The sequence below is a fragment of the Alloalcanivorax dieselolei B5 genome (genome assembly GCF_000300005.1).
GTDB lineage: Bacteria > Pseudomonadota > Gammaproteobacteria > Pseudomonadales > Alcanivoracaceae > Alloalcanivorax > Alloalcanivorax dieselolei.
In genome coordinates this window covers 493907-516501 of the sequence record NC_018691.1, presented here as the reverse complement: position 1 = coordinate 516501, position 22595 = coordinate 493907, and the positions used below count along the sequence as shown (strand labels likewise).

The window sequence follows — 22595 nt, the reverse complement described above, 5'->3', positions numbered from 1 at the left end:
CACCGCCCCAAGAATGGGACAGCCCCATGACCGACCTGCTCAGTCAACGCATTCAGGCCCTCCTGGACTCCGACGCCGCCAGCACCCTGGTGGGAATTCGCCGGGGCATCGAAAAAGAAAGCCTGCGCATCAGCACCGATGGCAACCTGGCGCAAACCGACCACCCCGAGGCTCTCGGCTCGGCTCTGACTCACCCTTACATCACCACGGACTATTCCGAAGCGCTGCTGGAGTTCATCACCCCCGCCAGCAGCGATCTGCACAGCCCGCTGGAATTCCTCGATCAACTGCACCGCTACACCTACCGCCACATCGGTGACGAGTTGCTGTGGGTCAATTCCATGCCCTGCCGGGTGAAAGAGGACAACGAAGTGCCGGTGGCCCGCTACGGCAGCTCCAACGTGGGCCGTATGAAGCATATCTACCGGATCGGCCTGGGCCACCGCTACGGCCGCAAGATGCAGACCATCGCCGGCATTCACTACAACTTTTCCTTCCCGGAATCGTTCTGGCAATTGCATCAGGCTCAGGAAGGCAGTGACGAGCCGCTGCAGGATTTCATCTCCCGGCGCTACTTCGATCTGACCCGCAACTTCCAGCGTTACTCCTGGCTGCTGGTGTATCTGTTCGGCGCTTCGCCGGCATTGTGCGCGTCGTTCCTGGCCGGCCGCGAACACCACCTGCTGGAGCGCTTCGACCACAGCCTCTACCGTCCCCACGCCACCAGCCTGCGGATGAGTGATCTCGGCTACCAGAACAACGCCCAGTCGTCCCTGGCGATCAGCTACAACAACCTCGACGAATACGTGGAGACGCTGACCCACGCCATCAAAACACCGGAACCGGCCTACGACGCCATCGGCGTACTGGATGCCAACGGCGACTATCAACAGCTGAACGCCAACATCCTGCAAATCGAAAACGAGTACTACTCCTCGATCCGGCCCAAAAGGACCATCAACAAAGGGGAGCGCCCCACCCTGGCGCTCAAGCGGCGTGGCGTCGAGTACATCGAGATCCGTGCTCTGGACCTCAACCCGTTCGAACCGGTGGGCATCAACCAGCAGGAAATCCGCTTCCTCGACCTGTTCGCCACCTATTGCCTGTTGCGCACCTCGCCGCAGTTGGAAAGCTGCGATCTGAACGCCAGTAAGGACAACCTGCGTCAGGTGGTCTACAACGGCCGGGACACCTCCGTGGCCCTGAATAACTGGGGCGAGAGCGTGACGTTGAAACAGTGGGCGCTGGAAAAACTGGACCAGATGGTGCCGATCGCCGAGTTGTTCGACCGCTGTCATGGCGGTAACAACTATTGCGATGCCTTGAAACGTCAGCGTTTGAAGGTGGAAGAACCGGACGCCACGCCATCCGGGCAGATCATGGACAAGCTGGAAAGCCGCGATCAGACCTTCTTCCAGTTCGCCATGAACCAGGCTCTGGCCCACAGAGACCATTTCCGTTCCCGGCCGCTGGATGCCGACCGCGAGGCGCAACTGGCCACGCTGGCCCGGCACAGCCTGACCGAACAGGCCGCCTGGGAAGCCGCGGACGACATGGATTTCGAAAGCTATCTGGAAACCTATTTCAAGGACTGATGGTTGCAAGGACTGACGGCAATAGCGCGGGGAACCATTGTGTCCGTCCCGCACTCCATACCATCATGTCCATCTCACCCTCTCCCCCAGCCCCTCTCCCCTCAAGGGAGAGGGGAGCTAAAAGCACAACCCGCATGTCTTAGGAGAGTGGGAGAGGGTGAACAATAAACAGGCTGGAAAGGAATCAAATCGATGTGGTCCAAACTGCCTTCGCCCCGGGCCCTTAACGGGCTCGCCCTGCTGGCCTGTGTTATCGCCATGGCCAGCGCCCTGTATTTGCAGCACGTGGATGGCCTGGAGCCCTGCCCGCTGTGTATCTTCCAGCGCGTCGCCGTGTTCGCGGTGATGGCCATTCTGCTGGTGGCGTTCCTGCACGGTCCGCGAGGCATCGGCGTACGTCTCTATGCCGTACTCACGGCTCTCGCCGCGCTGGTGGGAGGCGGCATCGCCATCCGCCATCTGTGGCTGCAAAGCCTGCCGCCGGATCAGGTGCCCGGCTGTGGTCCCGGTCTGGATTACATGCTCGACGTGTTTCCGTTCCATGACGTCCTGGCGCAGGTGCTGTCCGGCTCCGGCGAGTGCGCCGAAATCAGCTGGACCTTTCTTGGTCTGAGCATCCCCGGCTGGTCGCTGGTGGTGTTTGCCGGACTGTTGCTGTTCGCCCTGGTACAATTGTTCCGTCCGTTACGCGCCTGACCGGTTCTCGCCGGTGGCTCTTTTCGCTGGCCGCCGGCTTCATGCCTCCGGGCCAGGCGCCACGACGCTGCAGGGAGGCACTCGACGCGGGCCTTTCAGGCTTGGTTCAGGCCATTCCCGTTGATACTCCGTTTCACCACTCCAGGTCCGCAGCGCCGTGATTCCGGGCTTTGTCCAGAGCTGGGGACTTCCGGGAGATCCTGATGATTGATGGCCTGCTGATTCTGTTGTTGTTTCAATTTCTTGGCGAGGTGCTGATCCACCTCACCGGCCTGCCACTGCCGGCACCGGTGGTGGGCATGATCCTGCTGCTGTTCGCGCTAATGCTGGGCGCACCGGGGATGGATAAAGTCTCCGAGGCCGCCGGTGCCCTGATTCGCCATATCACCTTGCTGATCTTTCCTCTCGGCGTTGGCATCGTGCTGCAATGGCATCGCTATCAGGACAATGCCCTGGCTCTGGCGGTATCGGTGGTATTCGGCACTCTGATCGCTCTGGTGCTGGTGACCCTGTTGTTGAAGGTGCTGCTGCGGCGCTCTTCCCACGGCGGCGGTGGAGGAGATTCGCACCATGGCTGAGCTGCTGCACACCCCTTTGTTCGGATTGCTGCTGACGCTGGCCAGCTACCGTTTCGCCCAATGGGCCTACGCCAAATCCAACAGCCTGGCGCTGTTTCACCCGTTCATCGTCGCCGCCATTCCGGTCATCATCGTGCTGCCGCTGGTGGGCGTGCCTTACGAGGAATACCGTGACCAGACCGCTCTGATTTCCTTCCTGCTCGGCCCCGCCACCGTGGCCCTGGCCTGGCCGCTGTATCGCCAGCTGCATACCGTGCGCAGCGTCTGGCGGCCATTGCTGATCACCGTGGTGATCGGCGCGGCGCTGGCCTCCGGGCTGGCGGTGGGCCTGGCCTGGTGGCTGGGCGCGCCGGAAACCGTGGTCGGCTCCCTGGCGCCCAAATCCATCACCACGCCTATCGCCATCGAGGTGGCGAGGGTCACCAATGGGGATGTTTCCCTGGCCGCCGGCGCGGTGGCGATCACTGGCATCGTCGGCGCCCTGGCCGCCGGCCCGGTATTCCGGCTGTTGCGGGTGGAGGATGACCGCATTCGCGGTTTCGCCCTCGGATTGGTGGCCCACGCCATCGGCACCGCCCGCGCCTTCGAGTTCAGCGAAAAGGCGGGGGCTTTCGGCGGCCTGGCGCTGGGCCTGACCGGCCTGCTGACCGCCCTGGCCCTGCCCTGGATCTGGCCGTGGGTTTCCTCGTTGATGGGCTGAGTATCGCGGCCCTCTTCTGTATGAAGAGGGCCACTGCTGTCCCACCATTCGCAGGCAGACTCACACGCAACACGCCGGCACGCCAAATCCGGGCTCGGAAAAACGTTATGCCGCGACACTTATAAGAACGCGAGAAGGTTATGAAGAAATCATCTTTTACGGCAACCCACTGATACCCCGCGCTTTTTCCCCTTCACCCGGATCCTGTCCCATTCTCACCCATTGCCAGCCGCTATTCGCCGGTTCTAGTCTCGACTTCCCCAAGGAAAAAATCTGTCAGCCATGCCCGAATAAAGGAGAGCGAACAATGGCAAGTTCCAGTTCCACAGCATTGGCCCAATGGCAGCAAATTGAGGCACTGGTACAGGCCTGGCTGGAGGAGCGGCGGCAATTGATCGTGCTCCTTTGCCAGGTACAGGGCGTCGACCACACGCCGTCACGGGAAGAACCGGATCCCCCCATCCATCAACGCATCCAGGACCTCTGTCAGGTTCTGATGGACTATCTCAGCGCGGGTTATTTCGAGGTCTATAACGCCCTGGTGCGAGCGGCGCGCCATTACGGCAGCGGGCCACCACAGTGGGCGGAACAATTGATTCAGAGGCTGGATGCCTCCACCGAGGAAGCACTGGCGTTCAATGAGGATTACGACAATCCGACCCACTGCATGACGCGGCTGACCGAGTTACCGGAACGGGTGGCGCGCTTGATGGTGGCGCTGGAGGAGCGGTTCGCCCTGGAAGATCAACTGATAGTGAGCCTTTACCAGCAGCCAGTGGCGCGAGCCGGGCAAGGGTAGCTGGCGGTTTCCGGCCGACCCATCGGGGCCGGCCGGAACGGCGGTGTTATTCGGCATCGTCCGCCGCGGGCTCTTCCGCGGCCTGGTCATCGGCGGCGTCATCGCCCTGACCCTGAATACCCAGCAACTCCACTTCGAAGATCAGCACTTCGTTGGGCCCGATGTCACCACCGGCGCCCTGCTTGCCGTAGCCCAGTTCCGCCGGCAGGTAGAGCTTCCACTTATCACCGACTTTCATCATCGGCAGCGCTTCCTGCCAACCCGGGATAATGTGGGCCAGACCGAACGTGGCCGGCTGGTCCCGCTCGATGGAGCTGTCGAACACCTCACCATCGGTGGTGCTGCCCTCGTAATGCACGGTAACGGTGTCCTCCACGGTGGGGGACGGCGCGCCTTCCTCGCCGGACTTCAGCACTTCGTACTGCAATCCGCTGTCGGTGGTGGTAACACCGTCACGCTTACCGTTCTCGGCCAGGAATTGCTCGCCTTTCTTCAGGTTATCCTCGGCTTCCTGTTCCTGCTTGGCCTGGCGCTTTTCCACCAGACGCATCTGGAAGTCCTGGATCAGCTGGTTCAGGTCCTCATCCCCAAGACGGGAATCCGTGCCAGTGTGACCATCGCGGATACCGGCAATCATCGCTTCGGTATCCAGTCCCTCCATGGCACTCATTTGCTCGGCACTGCGATAACCCAGTGCGTAGGACGCTTTCTGGTCGTCCGTCTTGATCTCCACCTTGGCGGCATCCTCACCGCCGTCCTGTTGACCGCAAGCCGCCACCAGGACGGTACCGGCCAGCACGATTCCCAACTTTTTCATTCTGCCTCCATTGGCCTGTGGTTATTTCCCGCTCGCCCGCCGAAGTAACGGCCGCGCCCCAGCACCCGGCGGCGGAATCTGGCCATACTGCCAGTTTCCCGCCCCCTCGCGCCAGCGCTAAACCGTGAACGCCGACAAGGGTCGGGGGTCGCCATGGTCCAACGGAACCGAAAACACCCCGACCAACAGGAGAAACAAAGATGTAACGTCTGAAGCTGACCGGCATTTCCCCCAAGAGTTCCAGTCAGCCTTCATTCTGCCCGTGGCGAAACGGCTGTCAAAACCCTGGCGAGGAAAACCGTGTCAATGTCGTGCAATAACAAGCATTTGGAGGGAAATAACGAGGTTTGGCGGCGCGTAAGCACAAATCGGCCAGGGATTAGAGGCTTACACGCCGATTCGCTGCCAAGACAGCCCACAGAGGAGCGGCTTCGCGGTCCATCGCTGTGGGAAGCGGCCTTGGCCGCGAATACTCCCCCAGGGCAGTTGCCCATTCGCTTGCAAGCAAGCTTCCCACAGTGGCTTCGTAGTCAGGTTGTAAGGAATAGGGTCAACCAGCGTCAGCCCGGCTGGTAATACGCCTCGTGCTCGGAGCGAATCATGTGCTTTTGCACTTTGCCGGTTCCAGTGCGTGGAAATTCTTCCGTGAACAGCACCGCCTTGGGCACCTTGAAGCCCGCCAGCCGCTCCCGGCAATGCTCCAGCACCCGCTCTTCGTCCGCCCGCGCACCAGGTTTGAGAATCACCACCGCGGTGATCGCTTCCCCCCAGTGTTCATGGGGTAGCCCCACCACCGCGGCTTCCGCCACCGTTTCATGCTCCATCAGACAGCGTTCCACTTCGATCGACGCCACGTTCTCGCCGCCGGTCTTGATCACGTCCTTCTTGCGGTCGGTGAACCAGATGGCGCCGTCCTCGTCCATCCAGGCAATGTCGCCGCTGTGAAACCAACCGTGCTGAAAACTCTCGCGGGTCTTGTCCGGCTGATTCAGATAGCCGTTCATGGTCTGCGGTCCGCGATAGACGATTTCCCCCGGCTCGCCACGGGGCAACAGGCGGCCCAGGTCGTCCATGATCGCCACCCGCGTCATGGCGGTGGCGGTGCCCCAGGTGGCGGCCTTGCTCCACTGATGCTCCGGCCGCTGCATGCAGGTGGCCGGGGTGAATTCGGTCTGGCCGGACCCGAGCACCACATCGGCATTGGGGAACAACTCGTGCAGAGCGCGCAGCCGTTCATCCGGCATCGGCGCCATGGCATAGACCGCCCGCGTCACCGAGGTCAGGTCATGGCTGCCGCGCGCCGCGGCGTCCAGCAACTGCCCGTACATCATCGGCAGAAACATGATCACATTGGCCCGGTGCTTTTCGATCAGAGCCAGCATGTTTTCCGGTGTATCGAATCCCGGCGCCAGAATCACCTGAGCCCCCACCGTGAACATGGGCACGGTCATGGAATTGAGCATGGCGCAATGAAACAGCGGCAGCACCACCAGTGCCCTGGTGTTGTGATCGGCTTGATGGGCAAGCGCCCCGGACAGCCCGGCCATGGTCACCGCCAGATGGCTGGTGAGCACGCCCTTGGGCAACGCGGTGGTGCCGCTGGTGTACAGCAGTTGCACCGCGTCACGATCAAACACCGGCACTTGCAACTCGCCATCGTCGCCTTGCTCCAGCAACCCGTCGAACGAGCCCGCATCCTTGGGCAGATTCTCCGGCGCCCGCTCTCCGGTCCAATAAACGCCCTGAAGCTCCGGCAACGACGGCACCAGTTCCGTCGCCGCCGCCAGCAACTGATCCTGCACGATCAGCACCTTCGCCGCGGCATCCTGGAAGCAATAGGCGATTTCCGAGGGACGCAGCCCCAGATTGGCCGGCGCACAGATCAACCCGGCCTTGGCGCAGGCGAGATAAGTGATCAGGATTTCCAGGCAGTTGCCGGCCATCACTCCGACCACGTCCTGACGCTTCAAACCCAGGCCCAGCAAGGCACTGCCCAGACGATTCGCGCGCCGATCCAGTTCACCGTAAGTAAGGCTTTGCTCGCCACAAACCAACGCCACTCTGTCCGGAAACAGATCCGCGGCCCGGGTGCTCATGTCACCGACACAGACCCGGTCCACCATATGCCGGCCGAAAGCTTCTTCGTCGAGATTCACTGTCATGATACGGCTCTCCTGTTGTTGTGCTTATGGGAACAGGCCGGGCAGCTACCGCCCGGGCCAATCCGGCGCGCGCTTCTCATTGAATGCGGCCAGGCCCTCCTTGGCATCCTCGGTAAGTGCGAGGGTGGCGATCTGGGTTTCGGTGTAGGCGATGGCCTGATCGAAGGACATCGCCTCTATGGCACGTAACGCGTACTTGCCCCGGCGGATAGCGGTGGGGGATTTGTCCACCAGACGGTCAATCAACCACTCGACCTTGGCGTCCAGTTCCTCCGCCGGCGCCAAATGATTGACCAGCCCCGCCTGCAACGCTTCGTCGGCGGTGAAAGGTTCACCAGTGAAGCACCATTCACGCAGCACCCGCTGCGGCACCAGCCGTTGTAGCAAGCTCAACACCTGCATCGGGAAGACCCCGATCTTCACTTCCGGCAACCCGAAGCGTACCGTGTCCACCGCCACCGCCATGTCGGTCATGCACAGCAATCCCATGCCACCGGCCATGCAGACCCCGTTCACCCGGGCAATGCTCGGCACCGTGCAATGGCTGGCGAGACGCATCAGATCGGCGTAGTCGGCATTGGGCTTGGCGTAATCGAAGACAAACCCCTCTCCGGGGCGCAGATCAGCGCCGGCGCAAAAGGCCTTGTCGCCGCTGCCGGTAAGTACGATCACACGCACCTGAGGATCCGCCTGAGCCTGTTCATAGCCCTGACGGATACCATCGATCACCGCCTGATTAATGGCGTTGCGTTTCTCCGGCCGGTTCACCGTGATCCACAGCGCCCGGCCACGTTTCTCCAGTAATACCGCTTGTTCCGTACTCATTCCGGTTTGCTCTCCTCACTGGCATCCGCTTCGATTTCCACCAACACCCGGCCGGCGGCCACCTGATCCCCTTCGGCGGCGCTGATCACCGAGACCACACCGCCGACGCCGGCCCGGTGCACGTGCTCCATCTTCATCGCTTCCAGCGTGAGCACCGCTTCGCCGGCTTCCACCCGCTGACCTTCGCGGACCGCCACCGACACCAGGCGACCGTTCATGGACGCCCGCACCCGGCCGTCGCCACCATCAACGGCGCCCCGGGCAGCGGCGGCGTAGGTACAGTCCGTTACCGCGTAGCCTTCGCCGTCATGGAGGAAGTACAACACGTCTCCACGACGCTCCAGCGCTACCGTCTCCACCACGCCGTCGCGTTCCAGCCGCACTCCTTCAGCGGTGAAACCGAGCAGCCCGAATGCCGTGACGACGTCGTCGATGACCACCTGCAAACGATCCGACTGCAAGCGGGTCAGGGTGGCGGCGCCGTCTTCGTCACGCAGTTGATAGCGCACGATCAGCGGCAACCGGGAAGACAAGCCGGATCTGGCACTGCCGGCCCCGCTGTCGGTGAGATACAACAAAGCGGCGGCCAGCGCCTGCAGTTGCTGTCCGTGTTCCTCATCCTGGTGCAGCAAGTCGCCCTGCCGCTGTTCCACGAAAGCGGTAGTGGCTTCGCCAGCGGCGAACACCGGGTCGCGCAGGCAGCGCGCCAGAAAGCCCTGGTTGGTTTCCACGCCCAGCGCCACCAGTTCTTCCAGACCCGTGGCCAGACGGCGGCGGGCTTCGTCGCGGTTCTCGCCCCAGGCGATCAACTTGGCCACCATGGAGTCATAGAACGGTGGCACCTCGGCGCCGTCCTGCAAGGCGCTGTCTACCCGCAGGGTTCGCGGCGCGCGCCAGCGCACCAGGGTGCCACTTTGCGGCATGAAGCCCTGGCGCGGACTTTCCGCGCAGAGACGTACTTCGATAGCGTGTCCCCGGAAGCGGATGTCCTCCTGTTCCAGAGCCAGGGGCTCTCCGGCGGCCACCCGCAATTGCAGGGCGACCAGATCGACACCGGTGATCGCCTCGGTGACCGGGTGTTCCACCTGCAGGCGCGTGTTCATTTCCATGAAGTAGAAGCGGCCCTCGCCATCCAGCAGGAATTCCAGCGTACCGGCACCTTCATAGCCGATGGCCCGCACCGCCCGCACGGCGGTCTCGCCCATCTGCTCACGCAACGCCTGATCCACCGCCGGGGATGGCGCTTCCTCCACCACCTTCTGATGACGGCGCTGCACCGAACAATCCCGCTCACCGAAATGCAGCGCCTTGCCGTGACGGTCCGCCACCACCTGGATTTCCACATGCCTCGGTTCGACGATGGCTTTCTCCAAAATCACCTCCGGATCGCCAAAAGCGCTTTGCGCCTCCGAACGGGCGCTGGCCAACGCCTCCAGAAAAGTGTCCGTGCTTTCCACCAGACGCATGCCGCGCCCGCCACCACCGGCGGTGGCTTTGATCATCACCGGGTAGCCGATGTCATCCGCTTCCCGGTGCAGCCGTTGTTCACTTTGGTCCTGGCCCTGATAACCGGGCACGCAGGGCACGCCGGCCTGCTCCATCAACAGCTTGGCGCGGGCCTTGTGCCCCATGGCTTCGATGGCCTCGGCGGAGGGACCGATGAACACCAGCCCGGCGTCGGCGCACGCCCTCGCCAGCGCCGGATTCTCCGCCAGAAAGCCGTAACCGGGATGCACCGCGTCGGCGCCGGCGCGTCTGGCGGCATCGATGATGTTGTCGATATTCAGATAGGACTGCGCCGGCAGGGCCTCGCCGATGCAAACCGCCTGGTCCGCCTCCAGGACGTGGCGGGCATCACGGTCGGCGCGGGAATAGACCGCCACCGTGCGGTAGCCCAGTTCCCTGGCGCTACGTTGGACGCGCAGGGCAATTTCGCCACGGTTGGCGATCAGTATCTTGCTGAAAGGGGTCGCTTTGCTCATATCGTTACCGCTCGGATCAGGGACGGGCCACGGAGAATTGCATCGGCTGGGTTTGCCGCTGCTCCGCCTCACGGCAGATGGACAGCACGTAGGCGAGCACACCGCGGGTATCGCGCGGGTCAATGACACCGTCATCCAGCAAGCGTCCGCTGGTGGCGAACACATCCATTTGTCTTTCAAAGGTGTCGATGATGCGCCCTTCCAGGTCCTCCAGGGCGGCACGGTCCACTTCCTGGCCACGGCGCTTGGCCGCCGATTCGGTGACGATGCTCATGGTGCGGGCGGCCTGCTCCCCGCCCATCACCGCGGTCTTGGCGTTGGGCCAGGAGAAACAGAAACGCGGATGAAAGCCCCGGCCGCACATGCCGTAATTACCGGCGCCGAAGGACGCACCGCAGTACAGGGTAATTTGCGGCACGGTGGCGTTGGTCACCGCCTGGATCATCTTGGAGCCATGTTTGATGATGCCGGCCTGCTCATAGTCCTTGCCGACAATAAAGCCGGTGGTGTTGTTCAGATACAGGATCGGCGTGCGCGACTGGCAACAGGCCTGAATAAAATGGGTGGCCTTGGTCGCCCCGGCGGGATCGATCGGCCCGTTATTGGTGATGATGCCCAGTGCCATGCCTTCGATACGCACCTGCCCGCAGACGGTGGCGGGGCCGTAGTTGGCGCCGAACTCGAGGAAGTCGGAATCGTCGACGATGCGCGCGATCACCTCCTTCATATCCACCGGTCTTTTGTGGTCCATGGGCATGATGCCGAGCAGTTCCTCGCCGTCGTAACGGGGCGGCGGAGCCGGTTCGGCCACCGCCGCCGGGATATCCCGGTTCCAGTCCAGCTTGCCCATGATGTCGCGTACCAGACGCAGAGCGTCGCGATCATCCTCGGCCAGGTAGTCCCCCAGACCGGACAAGGTGGTGTGCATCTCGGCCCCGCCCAGTTCCTCATCGGTGGCTTCTTCACCGGTAGCCGCCTTCAGCAACGGCGGACCGGCCAGGAAGGCCTTGGAGCGGCCGCGCACCATGATGATGTAGTCCGACAGTCCAGTCTGGTATGCGCCGCCGGCGGTGGAGGAACCGTGCGTGACGGTCACCACCGGCAGACCAGCGGCGGACAGACGCGCCAGGTTACGAAACGAGGAGCCGCCCATGATGAACTCTTCGACCCGGTACTTGAGCAGGTTGGCACCGGCGCTTTCCACCAGTTGTACGTACGGCAGCTTGTTTTCCAGTGCCAGCTCCTGCACCCGCAGCACCTTGTCCAGCCCCATGGGCTGGGCGGCACCGGCGTCGATGCCGGAATCGGTGGCGAGGATCATGCAGCGCACGCCGCGGACATAACCGATACCGGCGATATTACCGCCGCCAGGGATGGTTTTCTCCGGATCGGAGTTGTCCATGCCGTAGCCGGCCAGGGTAGCCAGTTCCAGAAAAGGGGCGCCGGGGTCCAGCACCAGCGCCACGCGCTCACGCGGCAGCAACTGCCCGCGTTTTTCAAAGCGCCCCTTGGCGGCGGCGGACTTGTCCCGGGTCCGTTGCTCCACCGAGCGCAAACGCGTCAGCAGAGCCTCCATACCGGCCCGGTTTTCGCGGAAAGTGGCGTCCGCGGAGGACACTTGGGTTTCGAGTACTGCCATGAAAAGGGCTTCCCAGTCTGTCGGCACCGGGGATCACCGGTGCCTTGGTGTCAAAACAGTTCTGGTAGCCTACGCAGCGGCAAAGCGGCGGGTCTTGCGAAAAATAGCTATGGGGGGAAGGAAAGTTGACAGTGGATAGTTGACAGTTGACAGTTGACAGCGAAAAGAAAAAACGGAAGAACAAAAACGAGTGATCTTTAGCCCCTGTTTTGTCTGAACCGGCCCCAAAAAAGTAGACACCTTCATTAACGAGGAAGGTGTATGCAATTTCGCAGCAAGCGTCGGTTTAGTGACGCGTTCAAACGCGAGGCCGTTGAGGCCTCGCTGTCCAGCCCACAGACACAAAGACAGATCGCTGCCAAACTAGGGGTTCATCCGACCTTACTGAGCCGCTGGCGGCAGGAGTGGATTGTGGGTAAGTCATCCTCCAAGAAACCGGTCCGTAATGCGGGCCCGACCAAGAGCCTTGAGGAGCTGGAGCGGGAAAATGCCCGCCTGAAGAAACAGCTGAAACGGGCGGAGATGGAGAGGGACATCCTAAAAAAGGCGGACGAGTACTTCGCCAAGCTCCAGAAATGAGGTTTGCCTTCATTGACGGGCACCGTGACCGCTGGCCAGTGACGGTGTTGTGCGAAGTACTCGACGTATCTCGGGCGGGGTATTACCGGTGGTGCCACGCCCCCTGCCGGCCCAGCGCCCGGCGCCAACGGTGGCGGACCTTGCAGACGTTCCTGCTGGAGCAGGCGAAACAACAGGATGGGGTGCCGGGTTACCGCAAGCTGTGGTTGGATGCGCAGGCGGCAGGCTTTGCCTGCGGCAAGAATCAGGTTCAACGGCTGCTACGGGCCTGCGGATACCGTTCTAGCGTGGCGACGAAACCGGGGCATCGGCGCCCCAGCAGCGGGTTGCCAGTGCTACCGAACCTGCTGAACCGTCAGTTCAATGTAGCTCACCCCAACCAGGTGTGGGTGTCGGATATTACCCAACTGCCGTGTCAGGAGGGTTGGCTGTATGTGGCGGTGATCTTGGACCTGTGCACCCGTCAGGTGGTGGGTCGAGCGCTGGGGCGGGTCAACGACTCGGGCCTGGTGCTGCGTGCTCTGGAGCAGGCCTGGGCGTGCCGTCAGCCTCGAGGAAAAGACCTGCTGTTCCACTCGGATCAGGGCGTCCAATACCGCAACGAGGCGGTGATGGGCTGGCTCAATGACCGGGATGTCACGATCAGCATGTCGCGCCCGGGCAACTGCTGGGATAACGCCTGTGCGGAGAGCTTCTTCGCCTTGTTGAAGAAGGAGTGGACGAAGCGTCTAGGGTTGATCGGCCGGGACGAAATGGCCGATGAAATCCAGTACTATACGGACCACTTCTACCCCAAAGTACGGCGCCACATGACGTTGGGAGGGCTCACCCCCAACGACTATGCGGCTACTTTATAATCGGTGTCTACTTAAATGGGGCCAGTCCAGTCTCTTCGTTTTGCGCTGTCAACTGTCCACTGTCAATTGTCAACTCTCTAATTGGCTCACCACCCGCATGGCGTGAGTCAGTTGCCTCAGTTGCTCCGGCTCGATGATGAACGGGGGCATGATGTAAAGCAGTTTGCCGAACGGACGGATCCAGACACCCAGGTCCACCAGCTGCTTCTGCACCTGGCCCACATCGCAGGGCTGCTTGAGTTCCACCACGCCGATGGCGCCGAGCACGCGCACATCCGCCACTTTGTCGGATTCCAGGCAGGGTGTCAGTTCCGTGCGTAACTGCGCTTCGATGGCCTGTACGCGCTGCTGCCAGGGACTTTCCAGCAACAGGTCTATGCTGGCGTTGGCCACCGCGCAGGCGAGCGGATTGCCCATGAACGTCGGGCCATGCATCAGGACGCCGGCCTGACCGTCGCAAATGCCGGCGGCCACGCGATCACTGCAAAGGGTGGCGGCGAGGGTCATGTAGCCGCCGGTAATGGCCTTGCCTAGGCAGAGGATATCCGGCACCACATCGGCGTGTTCCAGGGCGAACAGTTTGCCGCTGCGGCCGAAACCGGTGGCGATCTCATCGAAAATCAGCAGCACGCCGTGCTCGTCGCACAGCCGGCGGCAGCCTTTCAGGAACTCCGGATGGTACAGCCGCATACCGCCGGCCCCCTGCACCACCGGTTCCAGAATCAGCGCGGCGATCTCGTCCGCGTGCTGCTCCAGTTGCGCGCGCACGGAGTCCAGAGCGCTATCGTCCCAAACGCCGTCGAACCGCACCGAGGGCGCCTCGGCGAAGTAATGCCGCGGCAGAATGCCGCTGAACAGGTCGTGCATGCCGTTGACCGGATCGCACACCGCCATGGCCCCGAAGGTGTCGCCATGATAGCCGTTGCGCAGCGCCAGCAACCGGTGTTTGCCGGTCTTGCCCTGGCTCATCCAGTATTGCAGCGCCATCTTGATCGCCACTTCCACCGACACCGAACCACTGTCCGCCAGAAATACCTTGGTCAGCTCGGTGGGGGTCAACGCCACCAGCCGCTTCCCCAGTTCCACCGCCGGCTCGTGGGTGATGCCGCCGAACATCACGTGGGCCATGCGTTCGGTCTGGTCGCGCAGGGCCTGATTCAGACGCGGGTGGTTATAGCCGTGGATCGCCGCCCACCAGGACGACATACCATCCACCAGCCGGCGCCCGTCTTCCAGCTCCAGGTAGACGCCTTCGGCGGCGCGTACCGGGTACACCGGCAAGGGCCGGGAGGTGGAAGTGTAGGGATGCCAGAGATGATCGCGGTCGAAATCGAGGTCGATGGAGGCCATGGGACTACCTATTTAAGGGGACGACTGTTTACGGGGACAGTTGTTTATGGGAAAGCCCGAGCACCATGCCAAGACCCGCGCCAATGCTCAAGCGTCGTCATCGTCCACCGGCTGCCAATCCAGGGTTTCCTGATCCAGCAGCCAGGTGCGCCAGTGGCCGTCACTGTCCTGCACCCGGTAGCGATAGTCGCCGTCACTGGTGGTGGTCCGCTCGGAGATTTGATTACTCAAACAGCTGTCCAGCGTCAGCGTGCGCCAGTCCAACAATCGCCACTGCGTGTCCAACCGCAAGCGCACCAGGCCGCTCTCGTCACCGGCGCCACACATGCCCAGCGCATAGGGGCGGGACGGGTGACGGTAGCTCAGCAATACCACCAGACCGTGCTCCTCCTCACGCCAGTCCAGCACCTCGTTACCGGCCGTTGGCATGTCGAACGCGGTCAGGTCCAGCTCCTTCTGCCGGTCGCCGTCCGCCAGATGCAGAAAAGAGTACTGGCGATATACTGACAAATCCGGGTTGTACAGGCGCAAGGGGGCGGTGTCCTCCTCATCGCGCCAGATCCCCGCGCCGTCGTGATTCACCTCGAACCGTTCGCTCCAGCCGGTCAACCCACGGTAATAGGCGATGCTGTCCCAAAAACGGCTGCCTTCGTAGGCGAAGTCCAGCAGCTCCCGCCCCGGCGCCGGGTTGTCAAAGCGATAAAGCACCCAGCCATCGGTGTCGTGCAGCCCCACCACGGGCACCCAGGTGCGCGAATCCCCACGACGGTAAGCACCATTGAGGGAATAGATATCGCGGTGGCCGGGCGAGAATTCATGCACTCTCAGCATCAACATCAGCGGCAGATCCCCCTGTTCACCCCGATAAAGCCGTTCCCGGGTATCCCATTCCCGCACCAGTATCCGCGGCTGCGCCACCGACACCGCCGTCAGCAACAGCGCCAACAAGGCAATGACGCTTCGTCCTCGGGTATTCACTCTTTGCACTCCGCCGGTAATCCGCTCGCATCAGACAAGGGACGTATTTTAAACAGCCTGGCACGCTGGTGGGGCGCTTTGTCGGACATTAAGGTGAACTTTTGTGAACGGCTTTTTTACGGTTCATCGCGGAATAACGGGAATGGGGGCCTCCATCGGGGATGCGAGTTCGTCGATTACCTCGAAGCGGAGCCGCGTTACGACTTTATGGGATCCTGTCGAACAGGGATGTTCGACCGGAAGCCTACAGGGACGTATTCACGGCGTTCCCGTAAAGGCGTAACGCGGATCCGCTGTCCGTGATGGAGGGTCACCAAAGGCTTCCAGGAGATCACAGGCCGGCGTTGACCAGGGCGTCCGGCGCGCCAACCCGGCTCTGCAACAGGATCGCCAGTTTGCGCGACCCGACCAGAATGTCCTTGGGCGTCAGGCCGTAGAACTGCCGAATGGAATGGCTGAAGTGGGTGGAATCCGGATAGCCCACGTCCAGCGCGATGTCGGTAAGGGTGTCGCGGCGATTAACGTGGTAAAGCAGGCTGCGGGCACGCTTCCAGGCGCGGAACTTGCGGAAGGTAATACCCAGATCGTCCTTGAACAGATGAAGGAAACGGGAAAACGACAGGCCGCTAAGCAGCGCCGCCTCCTCCGCCGGACAATGGCGGGAGGGATCGTCTCTCAGATACGCCAGCACCCGTGCCACGCGGGGGTCCAGTTCGCGGCGCGGCAACGTCTGTCCGAGAAACAGCGGGTCCACTTCCACGCGAGGATCAGCCCCCTCTTCCGCCAGGGCCTGGATACGGGCAAAGCCACGTCTCAGGGTCTGCAGCAACTCATCGCGGTCGCCGTCATGATCGCTGCGCAACATCGGCGGCAGCTTGCCCATGTTCACGGTTTCCGGCTCCACCATCACCGAGCCGAGCAATCGTTCACCGGTTTCCACCCAGTGCGGCAGGTAGGGGGGTACCACCGCCACCGCGGTTTCCTGCCAGTTGCGGCCGTCAATGCTGAAACGGAATGGCTGGTCCGGGCCGCAATAGACGGTCAAGGAACCAAAACTGCGCAAACGGGGACGCCCCAGCAGGCCCAGATAACAGACCCGCTCAGGCCCAAGCAGCATGACCCGTCCACGACGCCGACGGGCACTTGTCTTTGTTGTCATCATTGCCTCCTCCGGTGACAACGTCACCGCAGGGCCCGTATCCACACAGGCCTGCGAGGAATATAAGAAAAAGGGTCCACCCTTATTCCCACATAGCCGATTGGCGAAAAAGATCAAAAACCATCGGCAAAAAATACAAATCCCGAGCCATGAAGGCGTGTTCGAACTTAAACCAAACGATCGGCCAAATGCAACGACCACCGGATCTCAGGTTTGAAAGGTGGCATTACCTCACGACCGCACACTTCCGCACCGCACCTGCCTGGGTTCCAGACCCGCATACCCGGGGCTTACCGGCACGCTGCAAACCTCCAGCATAGTCATCGCCCAAGTCATGGGCTTGTGCCAACTGGCTAATCCTCCTTTTATTTCTCTTTTTTTGTTTTTCGCTTTTTTTACGCTTGATTCCCGTGTTTTTTATAGCCATACCATCATGTCGATCGCCCTCATGGGCGTTGTCACATAATAAACAGCCGCGCCGCGGATCCAAACAACAGGAGAACCTGAAAATGCTGTTCACTAACGAGCACCGGGCGCTGTCGGAATCGGTGAAAAAGTTTGTCGCCACGCAGATCAATCCCTACGTGGATGAATGGGAAAAGGAAGGCATTTTCCCCGCCCATGAGTTGTTCAAGAAAATGGGGGAAAAAGGCTTTCTTGGCATCGCCAAGCCGGAACAATTCGGCGGTATGGGGCTGGACTGGAGCTACAACCTGGCCTTCTGCGAAGCCATGGGCGAGGTAAACGGCGGCTCCATTCCGATGGCGGTGGGCGTGCAAACTGACATGGCCACTCCCGCCCTGGCCAAACAGGGCTCCGATGCCCTGCGCGAAGAATTTCTGGTACCGGCAATCGCCGGCGAATACGTGGCCTGCATCGGTGTGTCCGAACCCGGAGCCGGTTCCGACGTAGCGTCCATCCGCACGAATGCCCGCAAGGATGGCGACGACTACGTCATCAACGGCGGCAAGATGTGGATCACCAACGGCACCCAGGCGGACTTCATGTGCCTGCTCGCCAACACCGGTGACGGCCCGGCGCACAAGAACAAGTCCCTGATCGTCCTGCCACTGAAAAGCAAAGGCGTCACCATAGCCCGCAAGCTCGACAAACTCGGCATGCGGGCCTCCGACACCGCCGAAATCTGGTTCGAGGATGTGCGTGTGCCGCAGCGCTATCGTATCGGCGAAGAAGGCATGGGTTTCATTTACCAGATGCAGCAGTTCCAGGAAGAGCGATTGTGGGGGGCGGCCTGCAATCTACGCTACATGGATATCGCGGTACAGGACGTCATCACCTACACCCGCGACCGCCAGGCCTTCGGCAAGTCGCTGCTGGACAATCAGGTGGTGCATTTCCGTCTGGCGGAATTGCAAACGGAAATCGAAGCGCTGCGTTCCATGGTGTATCGCGCCGTCGAACAGATGATCAATGGCGAAGACGTTACTTATCTCGCGTCCATGGCGAAACTGAAGACCGGCCGGCTGTGCCGCGAAGTCGCCGACAGCTGCCTGCAGTACTACGGCGGCATGGGTTTCATGAATGAAACGCCGATCACGCGCATGTATCGGGATACCCGCCTGACTTCCATCGGCGGCGGCGCCGATGAAGTCATGCTCGGCATCATCGCCAAATTCATGGGTACTCTGCCGGGCAAACGCTAAGACCGGTTGCTCGATAACGGCCGCGCCGAAGTCATCGGGCGGCCAACCGATAAGGAGAATAAGATGAAACGATTCACCACGCTTCTGGCCGGCGCCGCGCTGGTCGGTGTTACCGCGCTGACGTCAACGGCCCAGGCTGAATCTCTGCGATTCGCGGTGGGTTTCCCTTCCGCTTCCGCCAACGTGGATGCCGCCAAGGCCTATGCCAAGGCGGTGGCGGACTATTCCGATGGCGATCTGGAAGTAAAAATCTACGAGCTTTCCCTGCTCAATCTGGCCGAGATGAGCGGCGGGCTCAAGCAGGGTATCGCCGACGTGGGCTACCTGCTGACACCCTACTTCCCGGCCGAATACCCTAATATCAACATGGCGGCGGAGCTGTCCATGCTGCTGGCGCTGAATGCCCCCACCGGAAACGAAGGTCTGGCCTACGCCGGCGCCATGAGCGAGTACATCATGCTGCACTGCGACGACTGCGTGGCGGAGTTGAAGCAGCAAAACCAGGTCTTTACCGGTGGTGGCGCCAGCCCTCAATACGGGCTTCTGTGCACCACACCGGTCACTACCATTGCCGATCTGAAAGGCAAGCGTCTGCGTGCCGGCGGCGCGCAATGGGCACGCTGGGCCAAGCATTTCGAGGCCTCTCCAGTGTCTCTGCCCGGCAACGAGATTTTCGAGGCGCTGAATCAGGGCGTGGTGGACTGCACCATACAATCGGCGGCGGAACTGAGCGGCCTGGGGCTGATGGACGCGGTCAGCGACATCACCATGGCGGTGCCCGGCGGCGTGTTCGGTGGCTCCGGGCCCACCAATATCAACCAAAAAGTCTGGCAGGATCTCGACGCCGATCAACGCGAAGCGCTCCTGCATGCCGGTACCGTTATGTCCGCCAATGCCGCTGTGCTCTACCGGGACTATGGAGAGCGGGATCTGAAAGCCGCCGAGCAACGGGGCGCCAAGCAGCATGAAGCCAGCGAGGCGCTGATCGCCGCCTCCCGCGACTTTGTTCGCCAGGATGCGAAGAACATCGTTCAATATTATGAAGAAAAACACCAGGTCCGCGACGCGGCCGGCAAGATCGAGGTGATGCGGCCACTGGTGAAGAAATGGCTGGAACTCACCGCCGACGTCGACGGTGTGGAGGCCCTCGCCGATCTGTACTGGCGAGAAGTGCAATCCAAGGTCGACGTCGACCGCTATGGGCTGTAACTCTCCCCCCGAAAGAGCTACGGAGCCGCGGTAGGAGCTTGCCCTGCAAGCGAATGGGCCCGGCCTTAAGAGATTCGCTTGCAGGGCAAGCTCCTACCGCGGCCTTGTAGCGGCCGTTGAACTCATGTCTCCAAGACCAGCCAGTTAACACAAGACCGGCACCGTGGCCGTTGCTAGCGTTCCCTTCAACAAGGCGTCTTCCCGGGCGCCGCCCCATACCGATAACAACACTCGTTCAGGAGACACCAAGGTGAGCCAGCCCTCCTCCTTCTCAACCCACCAGGATGTGCACTATCTGGGTGGGGTCGGCGACTGGATAACCCATCACGCCACCCAGGATCCGCAACGCATGGCGCTGGTGTTTGGCGATCTGCGCCTGACCTATTCGGAGCTGAACCAGCGTATCAATCGCCTCGCCAACGCCCTGACCGATCTCGGCGTCGGCAAGGGCGACCGAGTCGCCTTGCTGATGCTCAACGGCAACCACTTCATCGAAAGCTTTTTTGCCTGCGCCAAGCTGGGCGCCATCGCCCTGCCATTGAACTACCGCCTCAGCGCCGGGGAAATCGGCTTCATCCTCGGCGACGCCGGCGCCACCGCGTTGCTCTATCAGCCGGCCCTGGCGGATCTGTTCCGTTCGATTCGTCAGAACACCGCCCTGCGTCACGGCATCGCCACCGACGGCGAGGCGGAACCGGGGGATCACCGCTATGACGCCCTGATGGACGCCGCGCCCACCACGGAGCCCTCGGTGCTTCTGGATCAAAATGATCCATTGATGATGATGTACACCTCGGGCACCACCGGTAAACCCAAGGGCGCTCTGCTCAGCCACGGCAACCCGACCTGGCTGACCGCCAACATGGTTGCCAGTGACGCGGCAATCAGCCGCGACAGTGTCATCCTCACTATTGCCCCCCTATTCCATATTGGCGGACTCGCCGTGCACACACTGGCCGCCTTCAACATCGGCGCCAAGGTGGTCCTGCATGCCCAGTTCGACCCATCGGGCACTCTTGCCACGGTACAACAGGAGCGCATCACCGAGCTGTTTCTGCTGCCCGCCATGTGGCAAGCCCTGACTCAACTGCCCCATTTCGATGATTACAATCTGTCCTCTCTGCGCAGCTTGCTCTCAGGTGGCGCGCCTTGCCCTATTCCGGTGATCGAGTTCCTTCAGAAACGAGGGCTGGCATTCCAGGAAGGTTTCGGTATGACCGAAACCTGTGCCGGTGCCTGCATCCTCAGCAGTGGCGATGCGGTGCGCAAAAACGGTTCGGTTGGCAAACCTCTGGTATACGTGCAAATGCGCATCGTCGACGAGAATGACCAGGATGTTCCACCCGGGGAAGTCGGCGAGCTGATACTGCGCGGGCCCACCATGTTCCTGTCTTACTGGGGACGGCCGGACGCCACCGAGGAGGCCTGCCGCAACGGCTGGTTCCACTCCGGTGACCTGGCCCGCCGTGACCAGGAAGGTTTTTATTATATCGTCGACCGCAAGAAGGACATGCTGATTTCCGGCGGCGAAAACGTCTATCCCACCGAAGTGGAGCAGGTGCTCTACAAACACGAGCAGATATTGGAAGTGGCGGTGATCGGCGTGCCCGACGATAAATGGGGCGAAGTGCCCATGGCGATAGTGGTACCCAGGGACGGCCAGACACCGACACTGGAATCCCTGCGTGACTTTTGCGACGGCAAACTGGGCCGTTTCAAGATTCCCAAACACCTGGCTCTGGTGGACGAACTGCCCCGCAACGCCACCGGAAAAATACTTAAACGCACCCTGCGCGACCGGTTCACCGGCGCCTGATCCCCGACGCCGTCTCGCCGTCCCAAGCCTGGAGTAAGTAATGAACACAGTCAGCAGTCCGTTCTATACCGAGGAGCATGAAGCTTATCGCGACACCCTGCGCGCCTTCGTCGGTAAGGAACTGGAACCCCACGCGGCGCAATGGGATGAGGAAGGCACCTTTCCCCGCGAGCTGTACCGCAAAGCCGCCGAGGTCGGCCTGTTCGCGGCCGGTTATCCGGAGCAGTACGGCGGTCTGGATCTGGATTTGTTCTACATGCTGATCAATGCCCAGGAACTGGCCCGCGCCGGCGTCGGCGGCCTGCATGCCAGCCTGATGAGTCATCACATCGGTCTGCCGCCGATCATCCGCGCCGGCCTCCCGGCGTTAAAAGACAAATGGGTCCCGGCGGTGATTCGCGGCGACAAGATCAGTGCCCTGGCGATTACCGAGCCGGGCGGCGGCTCGGACGTGGCGGCGCTGACCACCACCGCCCGCCGCGACGGCGATCATTATGTCGTCAACGGCAGCAAGACCTTCATTACCTCGGGGATGCGCGCCGACATTTATACCGTGGCGGTGCGCACTGGCGAGCCCGGCCACAAGGGCATTTCCCTGCTCGCCATCGAGCGCGACACCCCCGGATTTACCCGCACTCAGCTGGAGAAAAAAATGGGCTGGTGGTGTTCCGACACCGCCACCCTGTATTTCGATAATTGCCGGGTGCCGGTGGAAAACCTGCTGGGCGAGGAGAACCAGGGTTCCAAGCTGATCATGCAGAACTTCAATAGCGAGCGGCTGTTCATGGCCGCTGCCTGTACCGCCTACGCGCGGGTCTGTCTGGAGGAGATGATCGAGTACGGCCAACAGCGCAGGACCTTCGGCAAAACCCTGATGGAACATCAGGTGATCCGCCACAAAGTGGCGGATATGTGTATGCGCATCAACGCCACTCAGGCCTATCTGGAACAACTGACCTGGCGGGTGCAGAACGGTCAGAACCCGGTGGCGGACGTCTGCCTGCTGAAGAACCAGGCGACCCAGACCATGGAATACTGCGCCCGCGAAGCGGTACAAACCCTCGGCGGCGCCGGTTACCTGCGCGGCTGCAAATCGGAAAGAATCTACCGGGAGGTCCGCGTCAACGCCATCGGCGGCGGCGCCGAGGAAATCATGCGCGACCTGGCCGTGCGGCAAATGGGACTGTAGT

The 22595-nt window shown here is 61.7% G+C and carries 18 protein-coding genes; 10 read left to right on the top strand and 8 right to left on the bottom strand.

Features of this window, described 5'->3' with window-relative positions:
• Positions 1 to 26 precede the first annotated feature (26 nt).
• From gshA to rsd, 5 genes are all read left to right on the top strand, one after another.
• Complete coding sequence (gshA, locus tag B5T_RS02435; RefSeq protein WP_014992865.1) at positions 27 to 1595, top strand: glutamate--cysteine ligase; 1569 nt, start codon at positions 27 to 29, stop codon at positions 1593 to 1595.
• Positions 1596 to 1787: 192 nt separating this feature from the next.
• Positions 1788 to 2291, top strand: coding sequence for a disulfide bond formation protein B (locus B5T_RS02430; protein WP_014992864.1), 504 nt, complete (start codon positions 1788 to 1790; stop codon positions 2289 to 2291).
• A 203-nt stretch (positions 2292 to 2494) separates the two neighbouring features.
• Complete coding sequence (locus B5T_RS02425; RefSeq protein ID WP_014992863.1) at positions 2495 to 2869, top strand: CidA/LrgA family protein; 375 nt, start codon at positions 2495 to 2497, stop codon at positions 2867 to 2869.
• Positions 2862 to 3569 (top strand): LrgB family protein, encoded by a 708-nt coding sequence (locus tag B5T_RS02420; protein WP_014992862.1) that lies wholly within the window; start codon positions 2862 to 2864, stop codon positions 3567 to 3569. Before B5T_RS02425 ends, B5T_RS02420 begins: the two co-directional genes overlap by 8 nt.
• A 307-nt stretch (positions 3570 to 3876) precedes the next feature.
• The gene (rsd, locus tag B5T_RS02415; RefSeq protein ID WP_014992861.1) at positions 3877 to 4368 is read left to right on the top strand and encodes a sigma D regulator; all 492 of its coding nucleotides are present in this window, start codon (positions 3877 to 3879) and stop codon (positions 4366 to 4368) included.
• A gap of 46 nt (positions 4369 to 4414) precedes the next feature.
• On the opposite strand, the gene B5T_RS02410 is transcribed toward rsd, so the two are convergent.
• The 5 genes from B5T_RS02410 to B5T_RS02390 all read right to left on the bottom strand — a co-directional run bounded on the left by B5T_RS02410 (position 4415) and on the right by B5T_RS02390 (position 11793).
• Positions 4415 to 5185, bottom strand: coding sequence for an FKBP-type peptidyl-prolyl cis-trans isomerase (locus B5T_RS02410; protein WP_014992860.1), 771 nt, complete (start codon positions 5183 to 5185; stop codon positions 4415 to 4417).
• A 560-nt stretch (positions 5186 to 5745) separates the two neighbouring features.
• On the bottom strand, positions 5746 to 7347 hold the full coding sequence (locus tag B5T_RS02405; RefSeq protein WP_014992859.1) for a class I adenylate-forming enzyme family protein: 1602 nt from the start codon (positions 7345 to 7347) through the stop codon (positions 5746 to 5748).
• Positions 7348 to 7392: 45 nt separating this feature from the next.
• Positions 7393 to 8172, bottom strand: coding sequence for an enoyl-CoA hydratase/isomerase family protein (locus B5T_RS02400; protein ID WP_014992858.1), 780 nt, complete (start codon positions 8170 to 8172; stop codon positions 7393 to 7395).
• The gene (locus B5T_RS02395; protein WP_014992857.1) at positions 8169 to 10154 is read right to left on the bottom strand and encodes an acetyl/propionyl/methylcrotonyl-CoA carboxylase subunit alpha; all 1986 of its coding nucleotides are present in this window, start codon (positions 10152 to 10154) and stop codon (positions 8169 to 8171) included. Before B5T_RS02395 ends, B5T_RS02400 begins: the two co-directional genes overlap by 4 nt.
• Positions 10155 to 10170: 16 nt before the next feature.
• Entirely contained in the window at positions 10171 to 11793 is a 1623-nt protein-coding gene (locus B5T_RS02390; protein ID WP_014992856.1) for an acyl-CoA carboxylase subunit beta, read from the bottom strand.
• Positions 11794 to 12054: 261 nt separating this feature from the next.
• On the opposite strand from B5T_RS02390, the gene B5T_RS02380 reads away from it, so the two are divergent.
• Positions 12055 to 13229 (top strand): IS3 family transposase gene (locus B5T_RS02380; RefSeq protein WP_085942833.1). Its coding sequence is split into 2 segments (ribosomal slippage): positions 12055 to 12346 and positions 12346 to 13229, totalling 1176 coding nucleotides; the frame shifts between segments, so codons are not numbered across the junction.
• Positions 13230 to 13298: 69 nt separating this feature from the next.
• Here the strand turns inward: B5T_RS02380 and bioA are convergent.
• From bioA to B5T_RS02365, 3 genes are all read right to left on the bottom strand, one after another.
• Positions 13299 to 14579, bottom strand: coding sequence for an adenosylmethionine--8-amino-7-oxononanoate transaminase (gene bioA / locus B5T_RS02375; RefSeq protein ID WP_014992853.1), 1281 nt, complete (start codon positions 14577 to 14579; stop codon positions 13299 to 13301).
• Between the two features lie 87 nt (positions 14580 to 14666).
• Positions 14667 to 15557 (bottom strand): hypothetical protein, encoded by an 891-nt coding sequence (locus B5T_RS02370; RefSeq protein WP_014992852.1) that lies wholly within the window; start codon positions 15555 to 15557, stop codon positions 14667 to 14669.
• Between the two features lie 331 nt (positions 15558 to 15888).
• Entirely contained in the window at positions 15889 to 16716 is an 828-nt protein-coding gene (locus B5T_RS02365) for a helix-turn-helix transcriptional regulator (protein WP_167321196.1), read from the bottom strand.
• Positions 16717 to 17225: 509 nt separating this feature from the next.
• On the opposite strand from B5T_RS02365, the gene B5T_RS02360 reads away from it, so the two are divergent.
• The 4 genes from B5T_RS02360 (at position 17226) to B5T_RS02345 (ending at position 22594) form a co-directional block, all read left to right on the top strand.
• Positions 17226 to 18380 (top strand): acyl-CoA dehydrogenase family protein, encoded by a 1155-nt coding sequence (locus B5T_RS02360; RefSeq protein WP_014992850.1) that lies wholly within the window; start codon positions 17226 to 17228, stop codon positions 18378 to 18380.
• Positions 18381 to 18443: 63 nt separating this feature from the next.
• A complete protein-coding gene (locus B5T_RS02355; protein ID WP_014992849.1) occupies positions 18444 to 19589 on the top strand; it encodes a C4-dicarboxylate TRAP transporter substrate-binding protein in 1146 nt (381 codons plus the stop codon).
• 250 nt (positions 19590 to 19839) lie between these two features.
• Positions 19840 to 21405, top strand: a complete 1566-nt coding sequence (locus B5T_RS02350; RefSeq protein WP_014992848.1) for an acyl-CoA synthetase — start codon at positions 19840 to 19842, stop codon at positions 21403 to 21405.
• A gap of 40 nt (positions 21406 to 21445) precedes the next feature.
• Positions 21446 to 22594: an acyl-CoA dehydrogenase family protein gene (locus B5T_RS02345; RefSeq protein ID WP_014992847.1), complete on the top strand. Its 1149-nt coding sequence runs from the start codon at positions 21446 to 21448 to the stop codon at positions 22592 to 22594.
• Position 22595: the final 1 nt, after the last annotated feature.